Below are 18,259 nucleotides of genomic sequence, written 5' to 3'. Positions count from 1 at the left end.
GATTAAATTTATTTAACCCATTTAATTTTATTTTCAAGCGGAATAGTGCGTTTACCTTCGGGATACTGGTCGGCATAACCAAGATATAATACGCCCATTACATTATCTTCATCCCGCAAATTCAAAAATTCTTTAAAAGTGGGTTTCAAGATAGCACCGCCGGTACTCCAGAAGGAGGCCATATTTAAGGCGGTTGCACCTAAAAGGATATTCTGAATAGCGCTCGACACAGCTGCAACTTCCTCGAACGGCGGTATTTTAGGCAAATCGCCGCGCTGCATTATCGTAATGATTACATGCGAAACTTTGTTGCCAAGGGTTTTCAGGTTATTGTATGCAGCCTCATTAAATTCTTCGGCAGATACACTCTGTTTATAAACTTCGGCATGTTCGGCACAAAACTGATCGGGGTTTTCATAAACAATAAAGCGCCAGGGTTCGGTGAAACCATGTGTCGGCGCCCAGTCGGCAAGTTCCAGAAGTGCAGCGATATGACCATTTGGAGCCTTATGACCATTCATCATGGCTGGTTTTACGGTACGGCGGGTTTTGATATTCTCGGCGACTGTTAAAAAAGTATTGTCCATAAACAGATAAAAAGCAGTTGTTGAAAACGGGATTATGAATCACTGATTTCAACAACCTGTAGTTATGTTATTAATAAATAGCGGGATATTTTGAAGGGTTAGCCTCATTCATCATAGCGTAAACGGTTTCAACAACATCATCAACAGAAGGCTTGCTGAAATAATCACCGTCCGAACCATAAGGCGGTCTGTGTTCTTTTGCGGTAAGCGTTTTTGGCTGGGCATCAAGTGCATAATAGCCATTTTGGCCTTCCATTATCTTTTGCAGGATATAAGCTGAACCCGCTCCCGGTAAATCCTCATCAACTACAAGTAACTTGCTGGTTTTCTTTAACGAAACAGCACAAATACCCTCTGTATCAAAAGGGTACAAAGTTTGCGGATCGATAATTTCGATATTGATACCCATTGCTGCAAGCTCTTCCGATGCTTCCTGCACGATGCGCAGCGTTGAACCATAAGATACAACCGTAATATCGTTGCCTTCGCGTAAAACCTCGGCTTTACCAAGCGGTACAGTAAATTCGCCGACATTGGCAGGTAACTTTTCCTTCAAGCGGTAACCGTTCAGGCATTCTATTACGAGCGCAGGTTCATCCCCCTTAACAGCGTATTGTACATACCTGCTGCCTGGGTCATGTTACGGGGCACACAAATATGAAAGCCGCGCATCGACCCTAGAATAACACTCATTGGCGAACCTGAATGCCAGATCCCTTCTAAACGATGGCCCCGGGTACGGATAATAAGCGGAGCTTTTTGCCCGCCCATAGTACGGTAACTTAAACTTGCTATATCATCACTGATGATGGTTATGGCATAGATCAGGTAGTCAAGGTACTGGATCTCTGCGATTGGCCTTAGGCCGCGCATAGCAAGGCCCATACCCTGCCCTATGATACTTGTTTCGCGAATGCCCGTATCTGTAATGCGGATTTCGCCATATTTTGCCTGTAAACCGGCGAAACCCTGGTTAACATCGCCTATCGCACCCAAATCTTCGCCAAATGCAACGATGCTTTTATCGCGCGCAAAATTAGCGTCGAAAGCTGCGTTCAATACTTCTCTTCCGTCCAATAACTTTGCATCATCGTTATAAATAGCGGGCACAACAGGAACATACAGAGGCGATTCAGGAGTTCCGGTAAAAAGCTTTGAGTTATAACGTTCCGTATTTTTTGCTTTCTCAACTTTTAACCATTCTGTTAAAAGCTGGCGTTCAACATTATTTTCGGTAGTAGTTAACCGTAATGTTTTGCGGATGGCTGAAAAGATTTCGCGACGCCCGGCATCAATACTGGAGCGCACACCAACTGATAATGCTGATATTGCTTCTTTTTTACCCGGTACTGTTTCGGCAAAGGCTTCGATCAATGCTGCAGCTTCTTCTATTTCGCTTTTTATTACGACTGCCAATTCATTAGCGGCCTCACGCTGGCATTCGCGTACATACCTTTTCGCTTCAGCTTCAAGCTCTTCCAGTTCTATTTCGGTCGAGATAGCCGATGTAATCATCCACTCGCGCATTTTTAACAAACAATCGTGCTCATCTTCCCAGGTAAGGCGTTCCCTACTTTTATATCGCTCATGTGAGCCCGAAGTTGAGTGCCCCTGTGGTTGGGTCATTTCGGTAACATGGATCAGTACAGGCACATGTTCCTCACGGCAAATATTAATGGCACGCTCGTAAGTTTCACAAAGGGCTATATAATCCCAGCCACGCACTTTAAAGATCTCGTAACCGTTGCTTCCGTTTTCGCGCTGAAAGCCTTTTAATATTTCAGAAATATCTTCTTTGGTGGTTTGCAGGTTCGCTGGCACCGAAATAGCATAAGCGTCATCCCAAATAGAGATGGCCATAGGTACCTGCAGTACCCCCTGCATTAAAAGTTTCAAAAAACGAACCTTCGGATGTAGCGCCGTTACCAACGCTGCCAAAAGCAACTTCATTACCATTAACCGAAAATTGTTTCAGGTAATCCAGTTCTTTATTTTGGCGATATAGCTTTGACGCGTAAGCTAAACCTAATAAGCGAGGGATTTGTCCGGCAGTGGTTGAGATATCCGACGAACTGTTCATTGTTTCGGCCTGGTTAACCCAACTGCCATCAGTATTTACAAAACGCGTAGCGTAGTGGCAGTTCATTTGTCTGCCACCAGAGGCTGGATCTTTTTCAATATCGGGGTTAGCATATAACTGGGCAAAAAACTCTTTCATATTGCTCATGCCCGTAGCAAACATAAAAGTTTGATCGCGGTAGTAGCCCGCGCGCCAGTCGCCGGCGCGGAAAGCCTTGGCCATCGCCAGTTGCGCAACCTCTTTACCGTCGCCGAAAATACCGAACTTTGCCTTGCCCGTTAGCACTTCCCTGCGGCCTATTAAACTGGCCTGACGGCTCTCATAACCAATGCGGTAATCATCAATAACAATCTTCTTGAAATCATCAAAACTGAGCTCGGCAGTATTAAATTTACTGGTAGCGCGTGTTGTAGTTTCAGGCATATAAAATTTTGTTTAGACGGTAAAAGTATAAAATTCTATTCTGTATTAAGCAAACTAACAGATAAAACCCCGAGTTTGAGTAATAGTTTTGTAATTACATTAAACCTTTTATATTTGTAATAATCAAATATAACGTATGAAAAAGATATTAATGATTTGCGCTGTAATATTAGGCTTTGCCTTCACCGCATCAGCACAAGATAGCGGAAAAGCTGAGTTTAAATTTAACGAAGAAAAGCATGATTTTGGTAAAATACCACAAGGCACTCCCGTTACTACTGTGTTTGAATTTACCAACATTGGTAAAGAACCGCTTATTTTAACAGAAGTAAGGCCAACCTGCGGCTGCACCATCGCCGATTACACTAAAACACCGGTAAAAAGCGGTGATAAAGGCATGATCAAGATCACTTACAATGCTGCTGCTGCTGCTCCGTTTAACAAAACTATCGTAGTTAAATCAAACGCAGTAACACCCGAAAAATATTTGAACATTGTTGGTGAAGTAGTAGCTAAACCCGCGGCGAGCAAATAACTGATTACATGCTTTAAATATCCCGTATATCAACCGGGATATTTAAAAATAATATTTAAAAGACCCGGTTTCGGGTCTTTTTTCGTTTACAAAGGTTTTACAAAACAGTATTTTGATTTTTAGTAATTTTGCAGGATGCCAAAAATATCTGAAAAAGGGCAACGGATGCCCGCATCACCGATAAGAAAATTAACACCTTACGCTGATAAAGCTAAGCAGGATGGAAAAAAGGTGTATCATCTCAACATCGGCCAACCCGATATTGCTACACCCGAAGGCATGCTGAATGCCATTAAAAATATTGATTTTAAGGTTTGGGCTTATACCCCGAGCGAAGGTACATTAAGCTATCGCAAAAAGCTTACTGAATATTATAACAAGCTGGATTATAATATTACTCCCGAGGATATTATTGTTACCACTGGAGGCTCAGAAGCAATTACTATTGCCATGATGGCCTGCCTTGATTCGGGCGATGAAGTGATCATCCCTGAACCTTTTTATGCCAATTATAATGGATTTGCAAGCCAGGGCGATGTTGTGGTTAAGCCTATATTGTCATACATTGATAATGGTTTCGCGCTCCCTCCTATCAGCGAATTTGAAAAGCTAATAACGCATAAAACCAGGGCCATCATCATATGCAATCCTAACAACCCTACCGGGTATTTATACTCAAAAGAAGAGATGGAAGCATTGAAGCAATTGGTTTTAAAGCATGACCTGTACCTGTTTTCGGACGAAGCTTACCGCGAGTTTTGCTATGATGGCCGTTCATTTATATCACCGATGCACATGGATGGGCTTGAAGAAAACGTTGTAATACTGGATACAGTAAGCAAACGCTATAGCGCGTGCGGTGCCCGGTTAGGATGCCTGATCACTAAAAATAAAGAGTTGCGTGCCACAGCTTTAAAATTTGCCCAGGCCCGTTTAAGCGCAGGCATGGTAGAACAAATTGCAGGCGAAGCTGCCGTTGATACTCCGGATAGGTATTTTGAAGCTGTAAATAAAGAATATACCAGCAGGCGTAACACACTTGTTAGTGCATTAAACAAAATGGATGGCGTTTATTGCCCTAATCCCGGCGGGGCTTTTTATGTGGTTGCCAAACTGCCTATTGACAATGCCGACAAGTTTTGCCAATGGATGCTTGAAGGCTTCAGCCTCAACAACGAAACCGTGATGATGGCCCCTGCCACCGGCTTTTACAGCACACCGGGCGCGGGACTCAATGAAGTGCGTATGGCATACGTTTTAAATAACAACGAGCTTGAAAAAGCGATGATTTGTTTGGATGAAGCATTGAAAGTTTATCCGGGCAGGACGGTTAGCAGTGAGCAATTATCAGTTGGCAGTTTGTAACAGGCGGTTGTAGCAGGCAGTCGCTTAATTTATAAATGGAAAACCACTGCTTAAAACTGCAAACTATTTCCGTATATTTGTAACCGCTTTACTGCAACTGCCTACCGGCTAATACAAACTAAAAAATGGGGTCGACCGGAATTGACAGGATGGAGATAAGTAGGTAAGCATGCAGCGCGTTGGGTGAATTAGCGCTTTAATCTGAACGCTCAAACTTACAAATGGCGAAAATAACTACGCCTTAGCTGCCTAATTTAGAATTAGCATAGCTTTTGTCCCGCCGGTTTTCCGTTTCATCGGATCGGCAACCGGGGCATCGAAAGATGAAACTGGCCTGCTTAGGGTGTGATAAGCGGGTAAGATAAAGCACCTAAGGAAGACGGTACAGGTAAGCGGCTGACCTTCCCCTTCACTACAATTAAACAGAAGCTAAGCATGTAGAAAGCTTACCTTATACCATGTTTGGACGAGGGTTCGAATCCCTCCGGCTCCACTTTTACAGGTCTAAAGAAGATCAAAACGCTATAAAACTCGGTTTTATAGCGTTTTTTTTATGAATTCAAACTCTAAAGATGTCAAAATAGCGCAACGTTCTGGAGACCTATTCGGAGACCTCGACAAGTTTCTTACCTTAGGTCTCTGGAAACTCTATAATTTATTGTATTTCAATTTGTTATATGAAATCAACTCATTAAAATCCGCTGTTTAAAGGACTGATTTTTTTAACCCTTTAGAGACCTGAAAATGACAAAATCTTTTGCCATTTTGTTTCAGATGAAACGAACAAAGGCGTTACCCAATGGAAACGCCCCTATTTATCTATGGATAACTGTTGATAGTGAGCGAGTTGAGATTGCAACTAAGCGAAATGCCCCTCCTGATAAAAGGATTACTGCCGCCCAAAAAGTAATGGGAAACACTGATGATGCCCGATCTGTCAACAGCCACCTGAAGACAATTGAGCAAAAAGCATATGAAGTTTATCGGGAAATGATCGAACGGAAAATCCCCATTACCGCGCAAACCTTTAAAGATCGCATGATGGCATTGAAGAGGAAGTATAACAAAATAACAGAACAAATAATTGCCGTATAACCATAAAAGTAACTCCGATATTGACTAAGCAACAATTTCATTAAAACTGAAAAACAAGTTACATAACTGAAAAATAAGTTATAAATTTGATTATGGAAGAATTGACCAGGACCGAAGAACGGATCATGCAGGTTTTATGGGATTTGAAATCTGCATTTGTGAAAGATATCATTGAACATTTGCCTGATGATCCAAAACCACCATATAATACGATATCGTCTGTGGTGAGGCTCCTGGAAACTAAAAATTACATTGGTCACAAAGCTTACGGAAAAACCCACGAATATTTTCCGCTTATTACCAAAGCACAATATGGAAAACACTCTTTTACCAAGCTGATCACTAATTATTTTGACGGCTCGGCGCAATCGCTGCTATCGTTTATGGTGAAAGAAGAAACCCTATCAGAAAAAGATATTGAAGAGATCCAGAAAATGATCGATAAACAATAGCTATGGATGTATTTAACTATCTGATCGGCGCAAGTGCCTGCATGGGTTTAGGTTATATGCTATATCCATTGGTGTTAAAGCATCTAACGTTTTTCTCAATAACCCGGTTTTACTTATTGTTCACTGTAACAATAAGTCTAATAATTCCAGCGATACACATTAAAGTGAGGGAACCCCTTCCTGTTAGCCCAACAACTCAGAATGTAATTGTTACTCAGACCACCGCACCCGAAAAGGAATATTTACAGCCCGTTGCACGTCAAAACAACACCATTAACTGGCTATTAATTGCCGGTGCCGTGTATAGCGCAATTTGTTTTGCTATAATTTTTAAAACGGCATTCAGCGTATTGAAAATAATAAATCATGTAAAAAAGCATGGTGTAAGATCCGGAGAAAATTACCTGGTGGTGGACAGGTATAAAAATAACGCATCTTTTTTTAACTACATTTTTATCAGTCCGGGCAATACAGCATCATCAGAAATAGCCCAGGTATTGGCCCATGAAAAAACACATGCCCGCCTGTTTCACTCAGCGGACAACCTATACATGGAGCTTGTGAAAGCGTTTTTCTGGTTTAACCCCTTCATTTACCTCATTGCAAATGCCCTGAACGAGGTTCATGAAGTTGAGGTTGACCATTTAATGAAGCATGTTTTTAACGCCAAACAATATGCTTCATTAATCCTCAAATTATCTACTTCGTCATCTACAGGCCTTGTTAACCAATTCAGCACTTACAGTTCAAAAAGTAGAATCGTAATGTTGTTTAAGCCCCATTCGCATGCATTAAAAAAGTTATGGTACCTGGCTATTGTACCTGTACTGGCCATTTATGGATATTGGATTTCGGTTGAAAAGGTTTACGGCAAAGCGTTGAAAAAAGATTTTGTATTGGTGCTGGATGCGGGCCATGGCGGTAGTCAGTATGGTACGGTTGGTGCCGGAGGTTATATTGAAAAAGATCTGAACCTCGAGGTTGTCAATCAGATCAAAGCCGTAGCCGAAAAACAAGGTATCCACACTATTTTAACCCGGCCCGATGACAGCTACTTAGATCTGCGCGGCAGAGTTGTGTATAAAGGGGACGCATTTATTTCCATACACCTGAACGCGCCCGGCTACTGGACCAAACATACCAATGGCATGGAGGTGATCATAGATAAAAATGAACTGTATCCTTTAAATAAAAAATTGGCCGGCCATTTAAAAACCAGTTTACAACAGCTAAGCGGTATAAACACCCGGCGAAAAATGGATATCAGCGAAACCTCGCCCGATAATACGCTGTATATTTTACGGCATAATAAAGCACCGGCCGTATTGTTAGAGCTGGGCTACATGACAGACACTGCTGATCTTAATTATATCACCAAAGCGGATAACCAGTATAAAATAGCCGAAAAAATTGTCAATGCGATAGTAGCTTACGGCACAGGAGAATAATATTTAAGCCCAACCCTTATTTTAGGATTGATAAGGCTTCGGCAATAATCCAAACATTTGATTAGATACCATGAAGGTGATTTTATCGGCCTTATTGCTACTGCTTTGCCTAAACTCAATGGCTCAAAGTAGTGGAAAAACAGAAACAGCGAGGGGTACCATCAGCGGAAAAATTGTTAGCGCTAAGGATAGCCAAGCAATTGAAGGCACAAGGATAACCCTTAAAAGCCAAAAGGACACACTTTATAAAAATGTGGTTCATAGTGATCAGTCCGGCGTTTTTGAATTTAAAAACCTGCAAAACGGAACTTATTCCCTGCAGATAAAACATTGGGTTTACAAGGAAGTTTCTATCGGGCAACTGATTATCAATGCAACAAAACTCTCTATAAATCTATCCGAAATTAAATTGGAGATGGCCGAAAATGATTTAAAGGAGGTTGTGATCAGAACCGGGCAAAAGCCTTATACCGAACAGAAAATAGACCGGACCATTGTAAATGTTAGTCAGTTGCTTTCAAACAATGGTGTGAGTGCCTTTATACGGTCCGCTTGAATTTGCTATTGAGCAGGCGCACAAACGCGATATGGAGCTACATGCCTGGTTTAACCCGTACAGGGCAACTAAGGATGGTAATTATACTGCTTTAAGTCCGCACCATATTACCAACATTAAACCCGAATGGTTTTTTACCTATGCAGGCCAAAAGTTGTTTGATCCGGGAATCCCCGAGGTAAGGGAATATATTGTGCGGGTTATACTTGATGTGGTAGATAATTATGATGTTGATGGCATCCATATCGATGATTACTTTTATCCCTACCATGTAGCCGGGCAGCAAATCAATGACTCGCAAACATTTGCCAAATACGGATCGGCATTTACCGATATTAGGGAGTGGCGGCGTGATAACGTAAACCGGCTGGTTAAAATGTTAAGTGATAGCATTCAACAGCATAATCCAAGGTTAAAGTTTGGCGCAAGCCCTTCGGGTATCTGGGCCAATAAATATCAAAACCCGGAAGGTACTGATACACGTGGCGGTGACTCCTATTACGAGCTTTACGCCGACTCCAAAAAATGGGTAAAAGAAGGTTGGGTTGATTATATTAACCCGCAGCTGTACCGTTTGCTCAACGACCGTTCGGTTGCCTTTAATGTTTTGGTTGATTGGTGGGGCAATAATACCTACGGACGGCATTTATATATTGGGCAGGGGCCTTACCGCATTATCGAAAATAAGCTTATCGGGTTCAGACAGCCATCTCAATTGCCCAAACAGATTAAATACCTGCGCAAAAATCCACGGGTGCAGGGCAGTGTTTATTTCAGTTCAAACTCACTGATTAAAAACCCGCTTGGCTTTACCGACTCTTTAAAAAATAACTATTATCGTTACCCTGCGCTGCCGCCGGTGATGTTATGGCGTGATTCTATAGCGCCGAACCCGCCAAATGGGGTTGCAGCTACTTCCTCTGCCGGAGCAGTAACCCTTACCTGGCAGCAACCATTACCCGCTACTGATAATGAGCCTGTATATGGTTATGTAATTTATCGTTTTGACGAAAGCGATAAATTGATAAAAATCGAAGACCCTAAGAAAATTATCCATATTCAATACAACACAAATACTACTTATACAGATATAAGCACAATCAAAGGAAAATCATACCGCTACGCTGTTACTGCGATAGACAGGCTTAAGAATGAAAGTGAGCGTTCTATGCCTGTTTTAATCAAATTCAAATAATATCAAACATGTTCATCTCTATTATCGCCTGAACGTGTTTCCCATTCTGCTTCCTGCTCTTCGGGAACGGACAGATGATATCCTGTTGCTTGCCGTATTTTTCGCCTGGAAATTATGTAAAAAGATCGGTAAACCTTTTCGCGGGATTGACGAGAAGGCCATGGATGAACTTCAGCAGTGTCAATGGCCCGGCAACATACGAGAGTTAGAAAATGTGATAGAGCAGGCTGTGATCATCAATGATGGTCAAAGTTTGCTTGGGCTCGGACGGCAGTTGACCGATAGGATCTCTACTAAAAATAATGATCATATAGAGGCTCCTTCGACACTTCACTTACCTAAAACACTTTCAGAGATCAAGCGGTTACAGCAACAGACCGAAAGAGAAAATATCTTATCCATACTTAAGATCGCCAACGGCCGGATAAGAGGCAAGAACGGGGCTGCAGAACTACTTAACTTAAAGCCGACCACCCTTGAATCGCGGATGGAAAAATTAGGGATCAGCAAGTCGAACATCTGATCCTTTTGTCCCGGCGTTCGGATAAGATATATTATAGGTGAATTTAAATGCCCCTTAGACCAGATGACTGACCACTGTGATCTGTTGATCGAAAAAACAACAACTCCGACTCAGATAATCTCGGAGCATCACGATGCGTAGGTTGTAGAACTTTGTATTTAAAGATCTATGCAAATGCAGACCCGCATAATTAAAGATATCTATAAATACAAATAGTTATCACGAAGATCATCACAGTCGCCCACCAAAAAGGGGACGTAGAGAAAGGGTATCATCTGTTAATATTTTGCGATTAATAGTTTTATACTACTTTGCCCGCCTGATGGCTTTTTCCTGCCCCGCGTTACTTTCCACTTTATTAAGCATCGCTGTTATTTTATAAACGTATAATACTCCTGGTTGTACGGTTTTATCTACGTAGGTAACCGCATTTTTAACGTCAGATACCTTGCTAAAGCTTTTCGCAGTAACAGCTTTACGGTAAACTACGTAATCATTACCCTTGTCATTTCCAGGCCAGGTAAGCTGAATGCCATCGGTTTTGTTGATCAGGTAAAAATCCGAAGGCGGGGAGATAAAATCATAGGTTGGTACTGTTAGCTCAGTAAGCGATGACAGCAAACTTTGGTTAGCAAAAGCATCAACGGAGGTAACACCATATTCATAAGTTTTGCCCGGCGTAGCGAGTGTATCCCTGAAAAACGGAAGGCGCTCCACTTTTGAGATCATCTTAAAAAAAGGCTGCCCTTTTTCTCTTCGGAATACGATATAGCCAATCACATTGTCATACACCGCAACAGTGTTTTCCCATTTAAGGCTCACAGCCCTATCGGCCCAGCGGCTTTGCACTCCTGCAGGCGATGCTACATACTGGGCTTTTAACGGACGGATGCCTACCGATGCGGATATATCGCTCATGTTTTGCGCCAGGTTCATTACCTGCACAGCATATATGTATTGTGTTGCCCCGTTCAGGTATTTTAACGAATCGCGGTAAACGGTATCACGGATTGGCGGTGAAATAACCTGCATATCTTTAGCAGACGTACCACGAAGCACATAGTAAGCAAAAAGATCAAGCTCAGGGTTTTTATCCCAGCTAAGTACAATAAACCGGGTGCTATCCTGTTTGGCGGTTAGCCCGCCCGGTTTTGACGGCCTCTCATTTTTTACCTGCATTGAGCCATTCGCGGTAGCGGTTGGCAGCATTTTAAAGCCCGGATAAGGTACCAGCAAAGGCCTCACCTGGTAGTAATATACCATATTGGGCAGCACTTTGCGGTCGAGGTAATTAACTGCGTTTGGTGCAAGCGTATCTGCAACAACAAATTCCTTTTGCGCCGAGCGCGATTTAAGAATCTGGATCCCCGAGTAAACGGCCTGCCGTGGCAAGGCGTTCCAGCTTAAATACAACGCATTGGTGGTATCTTTAACCTTAAGACCGGTAATGGTTGCGATGCTTTTAAATGATTTGCTAAGATGGCTGCTGGGATCAGAACTTGCACCTTTGTTGCCGGCCATATCATAAGGTTGCATATAATAGGTAAGCAATTCGCCGGGGTTTATCTTTTCTGTAAAATAAACATGCAAACTATCATCGCGGTTATAAACTATCAAACGTTCGGCGGCCACAGTGAAGCGTTTTGAGATTGAAGATTTTTTATATACCGATGCGAAAACGGCAGGGTTTGCAGCCGGTGCCGGAACCGACCAGGTAAACTGAACCACACTATCGGCAACCAAAGCCCTGTTCAATTTAAACTTGGGGAAAGGCACCCGCTTTACCGCCGAAACTGCTTCTGTATAAATAACCTCCGTTTTCCCCGCAGCGTCAATACCCGAAACTCGGTAAACCGTAGCGGCCGAATTGCCTTTGATGTCAGTATCGGTCCACATCATCCCGATACCTTCCAAAAACTCTTTGGAAAGGAAAAAATAACCAATTTTTTGTACATCGCCGCTTTGCAAGGTGGCCCAGGCTTCGGCATCATCCCTGGCTTTTACCTTGATCTTAAATTCATCAGCTACCAATGATCCCGTGCGTTTTTTAAATTCGGAATAGGAAGCCGGAAAAGTAACCACAGCCTGTTTTTTAAAGTTGCCTGTTCCACTTTGATCTTTGCTTACCTCGTAGCTTTTATACTTTCTGAAAATATTAAGGGATTTGGTACCGGCATCCGGTGCGTTCACCATAATGATCACCTGCTTGTCTGACGGCAGCAGGTGGCCGCCCACTACCCCGGTTTGTATTTGCTGCGCATTTACACCTGTGGCCGCTATCAGTAGTAATATTATTAAATTAAATTTTTTCATACTGTTTTTAAATTAAGGGCATACTGAACGGTCGCCGCCCACGTGGATACCAAAATTAAGTCCTCTGTGCTGCGTATACCCGAGGTCTACATTCGCAGTAGCGCAAACTTTGGCCCCGGCCGGCGGCCAGTCCCAGCACGTATCTATCGAGTTACAGCCCGGGCTACAGCCGCCTATGCTAAAGTCGGCCCGGCCACCAGCAGATCCTGAAATGAACCAGCCATCCGTATCATTACGACCGCCCCGGATATTATAACAAGCCTGGAAACCGGCGCTTACACATAAACCAATAGCGCAAGCTTTGGCTCCGCCGCCATATTTGCCTGATAAGCCAAGCAGGTAACTATTTTCGGCAAAATTGAGCAACAGCGTTGATTTCGATTCAGTGTAGAACCATACACTGGCACTGGCTACGTATACATCAAAACCAATAGCCCTATTTTCGGGGATGCCAAGCGAAGCGGTACTATTAAGGTAGATCCCTGAAAACTCCGTATTGATATACTCCGGCGCTGCATTGGCAAAATAATACGAAAGCCTGTCGGTACGGGTTCGCGGGTTTTTAAGGCCTATAGCCATGGCGTAATCCGCCCGGGCGTTGATCAGGCCTAACAGTGAAAGGTCCATGCCGCATCCCAAAAACACATACTTGTCTGTACTTTTACCGCTTACCACCAAATCGCCCTGGATATGCGCTTTTACCAGGCCCTTTATCGGCTCAATATCTGAAATGATACCTATCGTAAAATATTGGTTAGGTATATCTAACACGAGATCGGCATGGGCCAGGTTCAGGTAATCGGCCACTTGTACAGTAGCATAACCTTTTATAACGGGGCCGCTCTCTACCGTTAGGCCTATAGGATCGAGCTTAACCAATGTACTGGTGCCGGTAAATGATAATCCTCCGTTAATATCTATTTTAAATTTCTTTTCGGCACTGTTGTAGTTGAAACCACCACCTACGTGATCAATAGTAATGATACCCACAGGAATTACTGTACCGGCGCTGAAAGCTGCCCCTACATCAATACCTCCGGTTACCTTGTAATAGTGAAAGTTAACCGAGGCATTTATAGGCGTACCAGGTATCGATAATGACCCCGCGCCGTCAAAACCATTATCCTTGATCCCCACCTCGATCTCTGATTTCATTACCGGGATATCGATAGTGGCACCAAGCTTACTTACCGAAGCTTCAATGCCGCCGCCAACTTTAGCTTTAAAGCGGATATCGCCCGCGGTAAATTTAATCATCGGCACTTCTACCGTAAACTCGCCCTGTACACCAATAAAAGGGATTTGATCGGTAGTGTTAAACTGGATGCTTTGCACTTTAAATTTAGCAAATGCAAAATCGGCCGAGAAATCGGTTGGCGCGTCTATCATAAACCGCCCGTCGGTTTGTATTTCAAAAACAGGCAGGTTGATCTCTTTAGTAATAAAAGTATCAAACTTGATCTTGCCCGATCCGGCCAGTTTATAGGCTGATGAGCCCGGTGCTTTACCAAAGCTAAGCGGCGTGCTGCCCGGCATCAGTTTTACTACATTCAGGAGGTTCAAGCCTTCATCGGGGATTTTAAAGCTGCCACCATAAAAAATATCCTTACCAACGCGCAGGTCTGAAAAGCTTACGGTAGATGGTGTGGATTTAGGGATCTGCACCGTAATGCTGCCGCCAAAATTGAAGCCGTCTTCCGTAAATACCAGTGAGGCCAGTGAAGCTTCCCAACTGCCGATGGATAGTTTGGGCAGATCGGTAGCCACTATTTTCAACTTACTGATTTGCAATTGCGGGTTCAGCACAAAATCTTCAATTTTTAAGTTGATAGTTTTTATCACGCCCAGATCAGGTGTGCTTACCGAACCTTGCATGTGAATTCCCTGCTGATCAACATAACTGCCCGCGAAGGCTATTTTAGCTTTAAAACCGTACACTTCGGCCTCCCAATCGGTCATGCCGGTGTCTCCCCCGTAAACTTCAGCTTGGTAAGCGCCGACGGCACCCCGCCCGAGCTGAAAACAGGGACCTCGGGCGATGAGGTGTTGTCAGGTATTAACTGCGGTATATAACTTTTGGCCAGCAGGTACCCCCGACTGTCGGTTACACCGGTCATATCTAACTGCAGCTTGCCTTTTATCTCTCCTTTACCACCCGTTGTACCTGTAACAACCAGGGTTTCTCCGTCGGGTTTAAGTATCAGCGGTAAAAAGTTAAATAATTTAAGCGAGAGCTGTGTATCGTCGGTCTGTACCTTGTTACCCTCTGGTATCGGATTATTTGATGCATCAAACGTAACTTTTATGTTAGTAAACTTCAACGAAATTTTATCATGGCTGCTCAATACTGAAAATAGCGGGGTAAGATCACTGAATTTACCGGTTACGCGATAAGAATTAAGGCCATCGGGGGTCATTTGATCCAGCGCCACCGGAAAACCCAGTAACTTGCTTATGTTTTTACCACCGCCATCGCCAAGGGTAAAATTAACGGAAGCCGGTTCGGAGGTTAGGTTTTCCTCTTGCGTTAAAGATATAAAGCCAGATTTTGATGCTTTAAGGAAGGTTTTTCCTGCCGGAAGACTGATTTGATACCGTCCATCAACCCCTGTAACGGTATTAAGATACGGTTGACCTTCAACCTCAACAACAGCGCCGCCTAAATTGCTCCCGGCAGCGGTAACAACACCGCTAACCAGGGTACCTTTAGCAAGTGTAATGTTTTGGAGACTTTCAATACCGTTTTCCTGAACAATCACTGTATTTTCAACAGCTACCAGTCCGGAACCACCTGGAGGCGTTACGCTTACTTTGGCATTACCTCCAAAGCCTTCGTAATACCATTCGCCGTTTGTAGCTACGTGTGATGTATCAAACAGCGTGATAGTAGCATTATTTACAAGTGCACCGTTCGGGTCTAAAATCCTAAACCTTATCCTGCCTGTCCGGCGTACCAGGTTACCGCAATCGCCTAGATCAATAGTACGTACCGCCGACTGCACCAGCGGATTATTATGGAGGTTTTTTGAATAAAGGTCGGCAAACTGAATGGCCGAGGCCCTCATTGCCGGGCTATTGATAAAGGCCTGATCGGTAACAGGGCCGGTTAGTACGGGGTTATTGCCCACCATATTACCTATAGGCGATGCAATTTTAGGCGTACTATTGTCAAGCACTATCGCGTTTGTTATCAGCTTTACATCGCCTATTGCCGGTGACGTAGCACTTGCCACTGTTGGCCCGGCAAAACCAAACATGCGTGTGTTATAAACAAAGCCCCTGTTAATTGATGCCTGGATACTATTGGCGGTAAGAATATTAGCATTAAGCTGGTTAAGCTTTGCGATATTATCGCCGGGGTTAATTACCGGATTAATTACCCTGTTGACTGTCGAGATCACATTAGACGGGTTTTGTAACACCAGGCCGTTGCCAAGCGCAGGGTTAGCATTTGCTTTTGACGGTGCAGGGATCACTACATCAATGGTTTGTGAAATGTATCCCTCCTTTTCAATCATCAGCTTATGGTTACCCTGGTAATAGCTTGTCTGGAAAAGCCCGTCCTCGCCCGAGTTAAAATAAACCGTTGAGTTAACAAAGTGTAAACGCGCGTTTGGAATTGCTTGCTTTGTTGACGATATAGCCCGGCCAACCACACTCACAATATCCGGTTTGATGCTGAATATCACTTCCTTGTTTGATCCGTTGGCCAGCGCCTGGAAAGTTTGTACTGTATCGGGTGTTACCTCGAGATCCTGAAATTCACTGCTTACTTTAATCAATTTTACCTTAAAGCTCGCGCGATCTTTTAGCTGCGGCAAGTTCGGGATCGTGAACCTGCCAAGCGAATCGGTCTTCACACTATAGGGGCCGTAGTCAGCAGTTAAAACTTTTACAAGGTTCAGTTCATCCATCTTGCTTAAAACACTCTCCGCTAAAATGGTTGATTTATTCGCATTACTTACAACAGTGTTCGATATAGGCGAGGGTGCGGTAGGTAATCCTGCAATGGCAGGAATTGGGCGGATAGTTGCCGGGCCGTTAAATTGCGCACCGCCAAGTGAAAGCGTGTTTAGTATTAACGGCCTTGCGATAACCCCACTGACAACAGGCAGCTGGTTATTATTGCCGCCAAGAAGGATAGCTGTTCTTGATGCTTGCCTATTGAAATAATCAATTACTGAACCCGTGAACGGTGGTGGCCCGGGATTCAATAAATCGCTCGTATTGTATTCAATCTTAACTATGGCACCCGTAACCGGTACAAAACCCGTTGGCAGCGACATTCTTACCTCTCCAAATACGTATGCCGGCGTGGCCGTTAACCGGTAATCTGCTTTAACATTAAGTACCAGATTAGAAGCAAGGTTGAGGTTATGCGCTTCCAGATCGGTGGTTTTACCGTTGAAACGCTGGTTATGGCTTTCAATAACCACTAAAAAACGCCCGCCATAAAACAGCTTACCATACTTTAGTGTTCCGCCACCGGTTCCCATTTTTACACTATCAACCGACACTTCAACCACACTACGGCCGTTTATAGTTACAGCATGTTTAGATTCAAAAGGAATATTCCCTTCCTGGTATAAGTAAGGATCGTTTTCAAAATCAATCTTATTCCGGTAAATATGTACAACAGCTATCTTATCTTCCGGGCTGGCATCGGCCACGTCGTCTAAAGTGAGTTTTGGCGTGTAGCGCAGGGTGCGGGCCAGTAAAAGGATCTGTCCTATATCACGCATCCCCGTTGAATCCAATTTACTTATGGGGATCTCGACGGTTTTCTGCTCAAAATTTTCAGACGTTATACTGATGATCAGTTTGGTGTATTTAGCTAACCCCATATAGGAGGGATGTGTAAAATCAATAGCGAAATTGCCTCCGCCATCGGTTTTACTGGTAGCTATCAATTCCTCCACCGGCGGTGGATCTAAGTTGTAATGGAAACCAAAACTAAAATCGAACATGGGGTTTACAAAACTGCTTGCCGGAAATGAGTACATGCCCAGGTACGAAAAATCACTCGTGTAATTTGTGGCTTGTGTGCTCGCTGTCGTGGTAGAAAAACCGTTATCCGTTTTCCAGTTTGGATCGACAACTCCTTTAATGACGATATCTGCATTAGGCAGTGCGTACCGCTCTGTTGCACTGTCAACAGCTATGGCGTCCTCGTTGTAAGAGAGGTTGGTGCCGCCCGTTGTAGTCATAACAGCGCCTGCGCCCAACCCGGCGGTGGTTTGTACAGGCACATAAGGTATCAAGGTAGGATCTACCTGCGCAGCTGCGGCTATCCTGGAATCATTTAAAACATTAGGGGCATTAAACACAGAGGTTTTTAAAATGGAAGATATCGGCCTTGAGGCGAGACCTGGTATAGGTGCGCCTGTTAATACAATTGGCGGCGGTGTAGCCTTCACTATCGTATTTATCGGAGCAGGAATATCAGCCGATACCCCGCCAAAACCAGCTGACCCAGTGTACTGCGCTTCGGTTTTCTTAAAAGTCCATACCAGCTTGCCTTTTATAGTATTGGTAGCGTATTGTACCGATTGAGCTTTTTGTTTGGCTTGTTCTTTAACTAAGTTGGTATCTACCTTCACAATTGGCGCCCCGCCATAAATAAACGACCGAACCTCGCTTCTGCCTTTATTGCGGAATGGGGTATTATTGAAGGGATCAAAGGCCTC

At 43.7% G+C, this 18,259-nt stretch carries 12 protein-coding genes, 1 other RNA gene and 1 pseudogene; 9 read left to right on the top strand and 5 right to left on the bottom strand.

Going from position 1 to position 18,259, the window contains the following annotated elements:
* Positions 1–8 precede the first annotated feature (8 nt).
* Positions 9–587 (bottom strand): nitroreductase family protein, encoded by a 579-nt coding sequence (locus ACQ86K_RS12015; protein WP_091168381.1) that lies wholly within the window; start codon positions 585–587, stop codon positions 9–11.
* Between the two features lie 70 nt (positions 588–657).
* A pseudogene (locus tag ACQ86K_RS12010) lies at positions 658–3,090 on the bottom strand (alpha-ketoacid dehydrogenase subunit alpha/beta).
* A gap of 136 nt (positions 3,091–3,226) precedes the next feature.
* On the opposite strand from ACQ86K_RS12010, the gene ACQ86K_RS12005 reads away from it, so the two are divergent.
* The 9 genes from ACQ86K_RS12005 to ACQ86K_RS11965 all read left to right on the top strand — a co-directional run bounded on the left by ACQ86K_RS12005 (position 3,227) and on the right by ACQ86K_RS11965 (position 10,259).
* Positions 3,227–3,625 carry a DUF1573 domain-containing protein gene (locus ACQ86K_RS12005; protein WP_091168388.1) on the top strand — a complete coding sequence of 133 codons (399 nt, stop codon included), beginning with the start codon at positions 3,227–3,229 and terminating at the stop codon, positions 3,623–3,625.
* A gap of 135 nt (positions 3,626–3,760) precedes the next feature.
* On the top strand, positions 3,761–4,990 hold the full coding sequence (locus ACQ86K_RS12000) for a pyridoxal phosphate-dependent aminotransferase (protein ID WP_091168391.1): 1,230 nt from the start codon (positions 3,761–3,763) through the stop codon (positions 4,988–4,990).
* Between the two features lie 127 nt (positions 4,991–5,117).
* Positions 5,118–5,486, top strand: a transfer-messenger RNA (tmRNA) gene (ssrA, locus tag ACQ86K_RS11995).
* Between the two features lie 278 nt (positions 5,487–5,764).
* The gene (locus tag ACQ86K_RS11990) at positions 5,765–6,085 is read left to right on the top strand and encodes an Arm DNA-binding domain-containing protein (RefSeq protein ID WP_218134525.1); all 321 of its coding nucleotides are present in this window, start codon (positions 5,765–5,767) and stop codon (positions 6,083–6,085) included.
* A gap of 92 nt (positions 6,086–6,177) precedes the next feature.
* On the top strand, positions 6,178–6,537 hold the full coding sequence (locus ACQ86K_RS11985; RefSeq protein WP_176844606.1) for a BlaI/MecI/CopY family transcriptional regulator: 360 nt from the start codon (positions 6,178–6,180) through the stop codon (positions 6,535–6,537).
* A 164-nt stretch (positions 6,538–6,701) separates the two neighbouring features.
* Positions 6,702–7,985 (top strand): N-acetylmuramoyl-L-alanine amidase, encoded by a 1,284-nt coding sequence (locus ACQ86K_RS11980; RefSeq protein ID WP_256337581.1) that lies wholly within the window; start codon positions 6,702–6,704, stop codon positions 7,983–7,985.
* A gap of 118 nt (positions 7,986–8,103) precedes the next feature.
* Positions 8,104–8,541 (top strand): carboxypeptidase regulatory-like domain-containing protein, encoded by a 438-nt coding sequence (locus tag ACQ86K_RS11975; protein ID WP_176844607.1) that lies wholly within the window; start codon positions 8,104–8,106, stop codon positions 8,539–8,541.
* Entirely contained in the window at positions 8,519–9,736 is a 1,218-nt protein-coding gene (locus ACQ86K_RS11970) for a glycoside hydrolase family 10 protein (RefSeq protein ID WP_256337582.1), read from the top strand. The genes ACQ86K_RS11975 and ACQ86K_RS11970 overlap by 23 nt, the downstream gene beginning before the upstream one ends.
* 34 nt (positions 9,737–9,770) lie before the next feature.
* Positions 9,771–10,259 (top strand): hypothetical protein, encoded by a 489-nt coding sequence (locus ACQ86K_RS11965; RefSeq protein WP_091176266.1) that lies wholly within the window; start codon positions 9,771–9,773, stop codon positions 10,257–10,259.
* 306 nt (positions 10,260–10,565) lie between these two features.
* Here the strand turns inward: ACQ86K_RS11965 and ACQ86K_RS11960 are convergent, their stop codons facing one another.
* From ACQ86K_RS11960 to ACQ86K_RS11950, 3 genes are read right to left on the bottom strand one after another with little or no spacing between them, the layout of a single operon-like run.
* Positions 10,566–12,572, bottom strand: coding sequence for a fibronectin type III domain-containing protein (locus ACQ86K_RS11960; protein ID WP_091176269.1), 2,007 nt, complete (start codon positions 12,570–12,572; stop codon positions 10,566–10,568).
* Positions 12,573–12,584: 12 nt separating this feature from the next.
* Positions 12,585–14,531 (bottom strand): hypothetical protein, encoded by a 1,947-nt coding sequence (locus ACQ86K_RS11955; RefSeq protein ID WP_431200436.1) that lies wholly within the window; start codon positions 14,529–14,531, stop codon positions 12,585–12,587.
* Positions 14,528–18,172 carry a carboxypeptidase-like regulatory domain-containing protein gene (locus tag ACQ86K_RS11950; protein WP_431200435.1) on the bottom strand — a complete coding sequence of 1,215 codons (3,645 nt, stop codon included), beginning with the start codon at positions 18,170–18,172 and terminating at the stop codon, positions 14,528–14,530. Before ACQ86K_RS11950 ends, ACQ86K_RS11955 begins: the two co-directional genes overlap by 4 nt.
* Between the last annotated feature and the right edge of the window lie 87 nt (positions 18,173–18,259).

It is taken from the genome of Mucilaginibacter sp. P19 (assembly GCF_050632265.1).
GTDB classification, from domain to species: domain Bacteria; phylum Bacteroidota; class Bacteroidia; order Sphingobacteriales; family Sphingobacteriaceae; genus Mucilaginibacter; species Mucilaginibacter gossypii.
Note: the sequence above shows the minus strand (reverse complement) of the source record. Positions and strands in the feature narration are given on the sequence as shown.

Excerpts from the sequence above, each read along its gene's own strand:
- ACQ86K_RS11985 (WP_176844606.1), top strand. The coding sequence starts at position 6,178 with ATGGAAGAATTGACCAGGACCGAAGAACGGATCATGCAGGTTTTATGG.
- ACQ86K_RS12000 (WP_091168391.1), top strand. The coding sequence starts at position 3,761 with ATGCCAAAAATATCTGAAAAAGGGCAACGGATGCCCGCATCACCGATA.
- ACQ86K_RS11975 (WP_176844607.1), top strand. The coding sequence starts at position 8,104 with ATGGCTCAAAGTAGTGGAAAAACAGAAACAGCGAGGGGTACCATCAGC.
- ACQ86K_RS11960 (WP_091176269.1), bottom strand. The coding sequence starts at position 12,572 with ATGAAAAAATTTAATTTAATAATATTACTACTGATAGCGGCCACAGGT.
- ACQ86K_RS11990 (WP_218134525.1), top strand. The coding sequence starts at position 5,765 with ATGAAACGAACAAAGGCGTTACCCAATGGAAACGCCCCTATTTATCTA.
- ACQ86K_RS12005 (WP_091168388.1), top strand. The coding sequence starts at position 3,227 with ATGAAAAAGATATTAATGATTTGCGCTGTAATATTAGGCTTTGCCTTC.
- ACQ86K_RS11955 (WP_431200436.1), bottom strand. The coding sequence starts at position 14,531 with ATGACCGATTGGGAGGCCGAAGTGTACGGTTTTAAAGCTAAAATAGCC.
- ACQ86K_RS12015 (WP_091168381.1), bottom strand. The coding sequence starts at position 587 with ATGGACAATACTTTTTTAACAGTCGCCGAGAATATCAAAACCCGCCGT.